General features: G+C 58.3%; 6 protein-coding genes. 2 read left to right on the top strand and 4 right to left on the bottom strand.

What is annotated here, in order from left to right:
• The 4 genes from F758_RS0136745 to dctA all read right to left on the bottom strand — a co-directional run.
• Positions 1–526 (bottom strand): LptA/OstA family protein (locus F758_RS0136745; RefSeq protein ID WP_198026650.1); only part of this gene is annotated, 526 nt, incomplete at its 3' end.
• A 1,341-nt stretch (positions 527–1,867) separates the two neighbouring features.
• Positions 1,868–2,791, bottom strand: coding sequence for a hypothetical protein (locus F758_RS0136735; protein ID WP_024512524.1), 924 nt, complete (start codon positions 2,789–2,791; stop codon positions 1,868–1,870).
• Positions 2,792–2,999: 208 nt separating this feature from the next.
• Complete coding sequence (locus F758_RS0136730; protein ID WP_502689206.1) at positions 3,000–4,343, bottom strand: TlpA disulfide reductase family protein; 1,344 nt, start codon at positions 4,341–4,343, stop codon at positions 3,000–3,002.
• Between the two features lie 547 nt (positions 4,344–4,890).
• Complete coding sequence (gene dctA, locus F758_RS0136725; protein WP_024512522.1) at positions 4,891–6,243, bottom strand: C4-dicarboxylate transporter DctA; 1,353 nt, start codon at positions 6,241–6,243, stop codon at positions 4,891–4,893.
• 1,736 nt (positions 6,244–7,979) lie between these two features.
• Between dctA and modB the strand changes: the two genes are divergently transcribed.
• Together modB and modC are read left to right on the top strand one after the other, a co-directional pair.
• Complete coding sequence (modB, locus tag F758_RS0136715; RefSeq protein WP_024512520.1) at positions 7,980–8,666, top strand: molybdate ABC transporter permease subunit; 687 nt, start codon at positions 7,980–7,982, stop codon at positions 8,664–8,666.
• The gene (gene modC, locus F758_RS0136710) at positions 8,642–9,826 is read left to right on the top strand and encodes a molybdenum ABC transporter ATP-binding protein (protein ID WP_063614989.1); all 1,185 of its coding nucleotides are present in this window, start codon (positions 8,642–8,644) and stop codon (positions 9,824–9,826) included. Before modB ends, modC begins: the two co-directional genes overlap by 25 nt.
• The last annotated feature ends 309 nt before the right edge of the window (positions 9,827–10,135 follow it).

Here is a 10,135-nt window from a genome sequence, read left to right as displayed (position 1 = left end):
GATCGGCGCGGGTCGCCGCCATCCGGGTCTGGTCCGCGGTGTCGACGCGCAGCGAATCGACAAAGCCGTCGCGATAGTCGTCGCTCAGATCCATGATGTTGGCATAGGTGATCTTGCCGTCGGCATCCGTCATGCGGATGTTGCCTTCGGCATGCAGCCGCTTGGTCTTCTGATCGTAGATGACCTTGTCGGCCTCGACGCTGGTGCCGTTGTAGAACAACTGCACGTTGCCGACCGCCGACACCCGCGAATTGTTGTAGTCGTAGTCCACCTCGTTGGCCTGGACCAGCATCTGGTTGTCGTTGGCAATGCGCGGCGGCACGGGCCGCGCCGGGCGCGGATTGTAGGTGAAGCTTTGCGCGGCGGCAGCCGTGGTGAGGCCGAGCCCGATCGCTCCGGTGAGAATGAACCCCAAGATCAGTCTGGCGAGGAGGCTGCAGCGGGCCATGCGGACCGGATGACGGAGCACGCGACTGCGCCGCCTGAGCGCAGGCGACCTCAACTGGCGGGCGGCAACAACGGCCACTAGCCGTTCTCCTGATACAGCAAGGCCAAAAGCCGGCGAGACCGCCCACCAATGCCGGCAGCAACATCGCAACTATGAGACCTAACGACGGCCACGCACGACCTACGCGACAGCACCAGTATGGCACTGATTGGAGTTGATCGAGCAAGTTTCATCTAAACTCTTAGACGGGGCTGCGAGACCCGTCATCGACATAACGAAAGGCCAGCATCTCAAGCAGCCGACGTGCCAATGGCGTTTACCTGCTTTCCTTAAGAAACACTGTGGCTCTCGCGCTGGAATACAGCCGTCGTACTGTCCGGTCTGGGACATTGACGTCTCAGACCGGACACGGCTCAACGCAACAACATGGACGGCCAATGGCGACGATCCCCCAAACAGCAACCGAGAAATCAGCGTTGCTGGCCCGCATGCTCTCGTGCAGATGCCCGACCGCAACGCGACGTGCCTGCACAGCCACATACGCCAACGCAACTGAGGTCTTCAGAGATTGACGCCTCTCCTTATGATCATGAGCTTCAGAGCGATGGCCGCATGTATGACTCAGACCGTACAACCTGACGCTACGTAGAGTTCAAGCCCCCATGACCGTCGCGTCGGGCCTGGTTGGCTTCCACACACCCCGTTTCAGGTACGGCAAATCCTCGCAGTTTGGGATCTAGCGCCGCTCCAAGGGTATTAATGCGCGAGGCGCCACCGCCCATCATTACCAACGATGTATTTGGCAGTGGCGACGATCTGTGGCCTTATTCCAGCGCGATCAAGATCGTCACGGCAACGGCCGCTCTGGATTGCGCCAGATTCCTCAAAACTCCGCGGCTTCGTCAGGTTCTGTTTCCCCATAGAGGACCAGCGTAGGAACCCAACGGCAAGCGGAGTCCGCATAAGGCTGTCCACCATTCAAGCTCCGGAGGGAGGCCCTGGCTGCAGATCTTCCAGAACTTGGCGTGATCGACTGCCCCAAGCGCGCGAGCATCGCTCCCATACACGCAGCCTGATTGGACAGGAGATTCAATCGAACGATGGATCTGCAGCCAAGCCGCTGGGTGTCGTAGCTAGGACAATCGGCATCCGGCTTGTTTCACCAGTGGGGTGTAGGCGGTTCTCTGTCCGACCTTGTCGGATGCGAGCTGACCGGCAAGATACGAGCCGTGACATACAGTACGGCTCGCGCATATGGTTGACGATATAGTTGACGCTTCAAAGCCGTGGGCGCGGGTGGATATCCAGGTCGGTGGGCGACATTGCTTGAAGACTCTCGCTGGAACTGGCTGTTCCGGATGGCGGCCCGAGCCGATGAATATTGAGACCTTCTCGTTCGGGTGGTGAGGTCGATCGTTACTATACTGCTGGATCCCTCCTATCATTGTTCACAACCATACAACGGGCCATAATGCTATTCATTGCGCTAACGGCCCAGTCGTCCGCGATCGATTGGTCGACGTTCACGCTAGGAAGTCCTCGACCGGGATCCGCAGCCTCTTGAATGAAAGCGTCAGCTAATGAGTTCCGGAATGCGGAGATTGTTTCGGTGTCCGTCTGCGAAATCGCGCACACCATTCCTTGGTTGTGCACGTCCATATACACGCGAGGACCAAAGGCCTTGCCGCTGGCATTTGGCGCCATGATTAGCGTGTATGTAATTGTCCTGCGCTTCGATGATGTAAAACTACGGAGGCCCACAGAAAGTAGTTTGGGGATCAGGACCGAGTTGACAAGCCCATCCATATGGAGCTCCGGACGACCCTGCCTGAAAGCTCCAGCCGCAGTGAACGCGGCAACTTGATCTGCTCGGTTGTCCGCCCCCTTTTGCGAGATGTGCTTGACGTAACTTGGCTGCTCATCGCTGCTCCGCCCCGTTCGACAGCGGAGACGCGACAGAGCTGGAAAGGTCGCGGTGGCCAGATGAGGATTGGCCGTTCCATCAGCCTTGGCCCGATTGACACAGAACAAGTCCACAACCCGTTCGGTCAGCACAGGACCTCGTTGCGACTGTTCGACACCCAAAAGATAGAGCGCACGGAACTTCACTCGAAAATCATCGGCACGAATCTTAGGATGAGCAATTAAACCGTCCAAATAATCAGGCCGATCATTCGAATCGTCTGCCGTGGCTCCAGGTATGCCGACCACCAATACAGACGAGGCCGCGAGCAACATGAATCCCATGAGATACAAGTGCCGCAAACATTCGGCTAGTTGACTCGGTCGACGTGTCACGATGGAAATGGCTCCACAAAGGGCAATCGCCGAGTAGCTGATCATGCCCTCGTCAGTGGCTCATATATCAGTATCGCCAATACTCATGCCAACGGTCTCTGTTTGTGTCAGAGGCAAACGGCGACACTCGCGCGAAACGCCCAACATCAATGGCTCCTGAACGCAGCAATTTTGCGTTCGAACCAACAATCCGGTTGGTGTCGCTTATTCGCCAGTCGCATCCATAGATGCTCGGACGGGCCCGAGGAAAACCTCAGTGCGTCTTCTGTTTCCTCTTGCGGCCAATCGGGTTTGAGACCGTCTGATTCTTTGTTTCCGAAAGCGCACACTGCATGCCATGGCACGCCTTCTGCCCCTTGTAGTCGGCAAGAGCCTGGAGCAATCCCGACCGCGCGTGATGTTTCAATTCGTCGGGAATAGGTTGCGCGCCATCCAGCGACTTCAGCGCCACCTCGACCAAGGCGATCGCACGCCCCTTCTGTCCGATCTCGTGGTGATACTGAGCAACCGCACCATATGACAGGAACTTGGGGCCGTCGCAGCGTTCTGGAGGATCCAGTTTCAGAATGTGTTCGGACAATTCTTTGCCGATCGCAAACCGCTCGGCCTGCGGGAACTGGGAATTGTCATTCGCCGGATCGAAGAGTTGACGCATAGCTCCGGCCATCCACACCTCGGAGTTTCGCTCGATTGCGTCCCGAACGAGTTGTCGCATCACCGGCACGCCGTTCTGGATATCACCTATCTTGTGAAGCAGAAGATCCGCCTGGACTACACGGAAATTGATTTCTCCCGGCATGACGGCGACGAGCTCCTTGACCGCCGAAAGAGCCGCCGCCCAGTCCTCGGCCTTCATGGCCGGCCGCAGTTTGGCCAAGATCGGTTCAATCAATGCTCGCTTACGCTTCAGTTCACCCGTCTTGCGTTCACTTTCCGCAATCCGCTCACTATCAGCGGTTTTCCCTTCATCGCTGGTTCGCCAGCTACCGTCTAATACTTTCGGCAAAACGTCATTGAGTTGTTCCGGATGACCGATGAAGGCGATACGACCGTCACGATCGAGCACAAATGAGGTAGGAATCCCGACAGAAAAGCTGGCCTCCATCCAAAGCCTGTTCATCTCGCCAGTCGAGTCGAATCCGATTCTATAATTCAGATTCGAGAACTTCTCGTTTAACCACGTCTCCAACTTGGTTCGGGCCTCTTGCACCGTTTCAGCTCGCTCAGCCGCCGCAATTCCGATAACCTCCACTCCGCTGTCTTTGTAGGTCTCTTGTAGCCGGATCAGATGAGGCATTGCCGCGACGCATGGTCGGCACCAGGTTGCCCAAAATTCGACGATATAGATTTTACCCGACTCAAAAGTCGTCAGGGGCTGCCCACGCAGCCAGTTCTCCACCTTTATGGGCGGAGCTGGGGAGTCCATGCGCAGCACCATCTGTTCGTTCTCCCAATCGATCGTCGAAGCGCTCGAGCTACGCGAGTGTCCCGAAGTGTTGAGACACGGGATCTGGCAGGTTGCCCGCAAACTGCGCTCGGTGTTCTTTTCATCAATAGCAAGCGCCATGCCAAGAACGTGTTCGAGCGTTAAGGGCATGAGCACGCTTAAACAAGCTCGCTAAAGGTACCGATGTTGCGTTGGTGTCCGAGACAGCACACAACTGGGCGCTTCGCGCAGTGGAGGAGCCTGCACTGCGATCGTTATGCGCAGTCTGTCACTACCCCTGCCTTCGCCAGTACCGACGCGCGCTCGCCCAATGCATCAGCGGCGACAAACAAAATGCCTTACCCCGCCCGAGGCTATTCGTATTTGAGAGACGCTGCGGCCGCATGATCAAGTTGAAAACCTGAATTGAAGAGTGAATAGATGACGAGGGGCACATGCGCGCTGCATTTGCTGATTTCCGCGCGGGTTGGAAAGATTTTTAAGCTGAAATCTGTTGTTCGCAGTCACACGCCCTGAACATCAGCCAACCGCCCCAAGACCGAGGGCAGCTTTGCTGGCAGCGGGATCAAGGCCCCGTTTCCGGCGCTTCCCCGAGCGAGTCCGCTGCCCGATCGCGGGGCAATTCCAATTGACCGTCGACGTTGCTGCCAGCCTGCTTGACTCACCGTGACCGTCGAGTTTGCGCCGCACCCATTTTCTATTCGCCCTGAGCAACAGAACGCGGAATCCTATTTTCTCTTCTTGGCGTCTCGAAGTCGCTCGGATCGATTCGCCGCTTCAGCGCCGTCTGCAGCGTGGCGTGGTCGAGTTCGCCCTCCCACCACGACACGAACACCGCGGCGACGCCATTGCCGGTGATGTTGGTGAGCGCGCGCACTTCGCTCATGAACTTGTCGATCGAGAACACGATGGCCATGCCCGCCACCAGCGCCGGATTGACGACCGAGAGCGTCGCCGCGAGCGTGATGAACCCCGCGCCCGTGACGCCGCTCGCACCCTTCGAGGTCAGCATCGCCACCACGAGGATGGTCAGCTGCTGGCTGAAGGTGAGATCGATGCCGAGCGCCTGTGCGATGAACAGGGTCGCCAAAGTCATATAGATGTTGGTGCCATCGAGATTGAAGGAATAGCCCGTGGGCACCACAAGGCCGACCACCGATTTGGAGCAGCCGAGCCGCTCCAGCTTCTCCATCAGCTGCGGCAGTGCGCTTTCCGACGAGCTCGTGCCGACCACGATCAGGAGCTCGTCCTTGAGATAGGCGATGAACTTGAAGATGGAAAACCCGACAAAGCGCGCGATCAGGCCGAGCACGATCACCACGAACAGCCCGGCGGTCGCATAGAACAGGGCAATGAGCCCGATCAGGTTGCCGAGCGCGGCGGGACCGTATTTGCCGATCGTGAAGGCCATCGCGCCGAAGGCGCCGAGAGGCGCCGCTTTCATGACGATGCCGATCACGCCGAACACCGCGTGCGCGGTATCGTCGATAAGCGAGCGCAGCCGATCGGCTTTCTCGCCCATTGCCATCAACGCGAAGCCAAACAGGATCGCGAACAAGAGCACCTGCAGAATGTCGCCCCGCGCGAGCGCGCCGACCACGCTATCGGGAATGATGTTGAGGACGAAATCGACGGACTTCGTCGCCTTGGCCTGATCGACATAGGTCTGGACCGCGGCGGCGTCCGGCTTGGCGGCGAGGCCATGGCCGATCTGGAACAGGTTGCCCATGATCAGGCCGATGACCAGCGCAAAGGTCGAGACGATCTCGAAATAGACCAGGGCCTTGATGCCGACACGGCCAACCTTGCGCGCATCCTGGATGTGCGCAATGCCCGAGACCACCGTGCAGAAGATGATCGGCGCGATCACCATCTTGATCAGCTTGATGAAGCCGTCGCCGAGCGCCTTGATCCAGTCATTGGTCGCAAGATGGGGCCAGACCCAGCCGACCACTACACCGAGCACGATCGCGAACAGAACCTGGACGTACAAGATATTGTACCAGGGTTGATACGCCCGCCCGGGGCTCGCAGTTGTAATGGCTCTCATGACGCTTCCTCGCCCATATGAATTGAATTGCGACGGTCACCGGATGAACGGGACCGCCCTCACACACCTATCTCATTGTCCTCTTGGCAGCTTTGTCCGGCTGGATGTCGGAAGTCCGACAATCAGCAGCCTCCTTGAAAGCTATCCGCAGAGTTGGTGCTTGTTTTTCTCCTAAAGCAAGGAATGCACCATCATTCCCCAGTCCGTCGATTGCCCTGATCAGCAGAGACTGCGCCATATGCTTCATCGCGGCCGGCATAACTGTCCCTTGAATGACCATGAGCAGTAGCGCCCGATGCTTGGTTCAAGTAATCAGCGTTCAACCTGATCGTTGAATTTGCGCCAGGGCGTCTGGTTCAACCAGCTTGCGTGCAATGGAGGAGCCCTTCACCTCGGTGTAAGTTTTCGGTCGTGTAGCGCTCCCCCCGAATCAAATAGATCATTGGGACCTCCTCGTTTCAGGAGAGGTTCTGGAGTATGTCGATCACACACGAGAAGGCCTCTTGAAGACGGTCGGTCCAGACGTCTTCCGATGAACTCCCCGATATTGAGTAGCGAAGGCCTGGTAATCCCTCGCTTCCGGCTCGACAAATGGCTGAAGGTCAGGCGCCGGATAGAAGGATTGTTTTCCACTCAAAGCATGAGCTGGACTCAAGTTATAGGCCAATCTCAAGTTTGGCTCGGATCTGCCTACGAAAAGGCGGCAGACCGACGGAGATTCGGAGTTCAGCTCAGCATCGCCCTTCTCGAGGTCTCCGGCGTCACAGCACAAACCACTCTACGTCCCCAATAGGCCGCCCCGCCCTCCCACAAGGCGATGACCGACTTAGCCATGTTCTTCTGGTGCGATCAGCGGCCATCCCGCACCATGGATATACGTGTTTGCTAGCTGGGCTAGCTGTCGAGAACCTGACGAACCGGCGGCTGTCCCGGGAATCAGTCCTGGTCAAGGCTCGCGGAGCGAGTGCGAATCGAGAATCGAACGGCGCGGCCGCCAAGAGCGGCTCAAGGCCGCTCAGTCCCTAAAATGCGGCACGATTGGTGCGAGGCGAGCCAGATTGGGTTCTGGCGGTGGCGCGCTGATGCAAGCTCATCAAGCGGACGCATTGGAGGTCGCTTTCCATGGGGTCGGATACTCGTTCTTGGCTTCCTCTTTGCCGGCTTCCTTGAGACGTCCGTTCAAGTCTTTATTGGTAGCTCTCAACCTGACCTGATTTCAAAGTCGCCATCTTGGCGTGCCATTCGCGTGTCGTTTCGGACGCGTCACTGTGGGAAACCTGACAAAGGACCCCCGCTCACTGGCATGATCTGTGTCCTTAAGGCGCCATCAGTCGACGTTCAGTGAGCGGCACGCCGATTGCTCTGATGAGGTGGTGGAAAGCCCCGTGCAGCCCAAGCGCTCGCTAGCCTCGTAGCCCAGGAGTACCCCATGATATCCGCGCAACCGATTTCAAAGATTTTGATCCGGCTTTTGCTAGGACGAGCTGCAATCGGAGAGCGTCAAGCTCACGGTCCCTACCACCCTCCGCTCGGCGACGAACCAGGACCTAGCATCGTTCACCCGATAGCTTTCGCGCCGGCCGGTGCGACATCGGCCGTACGAGGCCATCCAGCAATCCGCCGTTCGGTCGAACATTGGCCCCGACCAAAAGGCAAGGCCCCCGACTTTCGCAGAACGGGAAGCCAGTGATCACTGCGCTTTGTGAGCGGGCGCACAAGAGCTAGAGTTGATGTGCATGGATGGTTTTTCCGCCGAGCTGTGTGAGTCCATCAGACTCACTATCGAGCTCGCGATCTTGACGACCACGATTCTCTTGATCGTAGGCACGCCGCTTGCGTGGTGGCTGGCACGCTCGAAGACAATGTTGGCCCAGGTGGTTGGCACCGTTGTCATGCTGCCGCTGGTGCTACCGCAGACTGCACTCGGCTTCTGCCTACTCATGTTGCTTGGGCCTCACGGGCCTGGCGGCGCCCTCGCATCTTTCTGGGGCGCGCGAAGCCTCGCCTTCACCTTTGCGGGCATCGTGGTCGGATCGGTCCTTTCCGGGCTGCCCCTCGTGGTCCAACAGATCCAGAACGCCTTTATTGCGATGGGCGACCGTCCGCTGGAGGTTGCGGCCACTCTGCGCGCCTCTCCCTTGCGTGCCTTCTTCACAGTCGCCCTGCCCTTGGCGCGTCCCAACTTTATCACTGCTGGCCTGCTTGGCTTTGCGAATACGATCGGCACCTTCGGAGCCGTTCTGATAATCGGCGGCAACATTCCTGGACGCACCAAGGTGGTGTCGGCATTTCTCATCGATTATGTGCAGGCCTCGCGCTGGCGCGAAGCAAGCTGGCTTGCTGGTGGCATGCTGGTATTTTCTCTTGCTGTCATCCTCACCGTGACCACAATCAACACATGCAGCCGAAGGAGCAGCAGGTGAGGCTCGCGATGCCAGGCCGCATTGAAATCGCCTTTAAGGGCCAGCTCGGCTGCCTTGCGCTCGATACGCAGTTCAGCGTGCCCACGAAAGGCGTGACCGCGATTTTTGGGCCGCCCGAGTGTGGCAAGTCGACAATTGCGCGCTGCATCGCAGGCCTCGAGCATTTGCCGACGGGTTTCTGCGCCATCGATGGCGAGGTGTGGCAGGATGAGACCACGTTCCGCCGACCGCATTTGCGCGCTATTGGCTATGTGTCGCACGAGGCGAGCCTTTTTCCGCATTTGTCGGTCAAGCGCAACTTGCTTTACGGAGCGCCCAAACCCGAACCGACACCCATCTCGTTTGAACAAGTCGTGGAATGCCTTAGTTTAGCGCCGCTGCTCGATCACTCTCCTTCGTATATCTCGAGCGGCGAACGGCAGCGAGTGGCCATTGGCCGCGCGCTGTTGTCGCAACCCAGGCTGCTTGTGTTGGATGAGCCACTAGCTTTGCTTGACCGGTGGGCCAAGCAGGACATGGTGGCGGCCATAGAGCGCCTGCGTGAGAGGCTCGCTCTACCAATGATCTACATCAGCCATGACATGGCCGATATAGACCGCTTTGCCGACCATCTCGTGCTGATGGAGCGAGGGGTCGTGACCGCGGCCGGACCTCTGTATTCGTTGCAGACTGATCCAGCCTCGCCGCTCGTCGTGAGCCGCGAAGCCGCCGTCAGCCTTGATGCGGCTGTCGGGGGCTATGACGGCCGCTATGGCTTGCTCATCCTGCGCGTGAAAGGTGCAAGGCTATTGGTGCCGGCGCCTCCCCTTGCCCCCGGCTTTCGGCAACGGCTGCGTATCGCGGCCCTCGACGTTAGCGTCTCACGTGATGCACCGCGTGCAAGCTCAGTCCTCAACGTCTTCCCAGCGCGCATTAAAGCTTGTTTGTCGCTCGCGACGTCAGAGGTCACGTTAGTACTTGCGCTCGGTACCGGGGGCTCGGGTGCGGAGATTTTGGCGCGCATCACGCGCTTCTCCTTTGATTCACTAGGGCTCAAGGAAGGAATGGACGTATTCGCGCAGCTCAAACACGTTTCGCTCGTCTCGGCTGAACCGATACTGCCGCCGACGCACGCTTGCACGCCAGCTGCAGATTCTGCAGAGGCAAGCGCCGCCGCCTGAAACGAGAATTCAGCTACGCCGCTGATTGCAAAACATTACCGAGATCGCCCCAAAGGCGTCGCCGTGTCAGCAGGAGCGACTCTCACCCTGCGGCATCTACGAACGCGTTATGCGGGCCCGACGTACCGTTGAGCACACCCGTGCCAATGGTTGATCGGCCTCAATCCGCTTCGGCCAACCATTCAAAGATGGGCAACGTACGACGAACTAATCGGAACCTTTCGTTCGGATGCCTTCAATAAGCGTCCGATTGTTGCGTTTCCGCCAATGCAAGAACGGGGCCTAGTGGCACATCGCTTGCCTGCTCAG

This window comes from Bradyrhizobium sp. ARR65 (assembly GCF_000472385.1).
In the GTDB taxonomy this organism is placed as follows: domain Bacteria; phylum Pseudomonadota; class Alphaproteobacteria; order Rhizobiales; family Xanthobacteraceae; genus Bradyrhizobium.
Note: the sequence above shows the minus strand (reverse complement) of the source record. Positions and strands in the feature narration are given on the sequence as shown.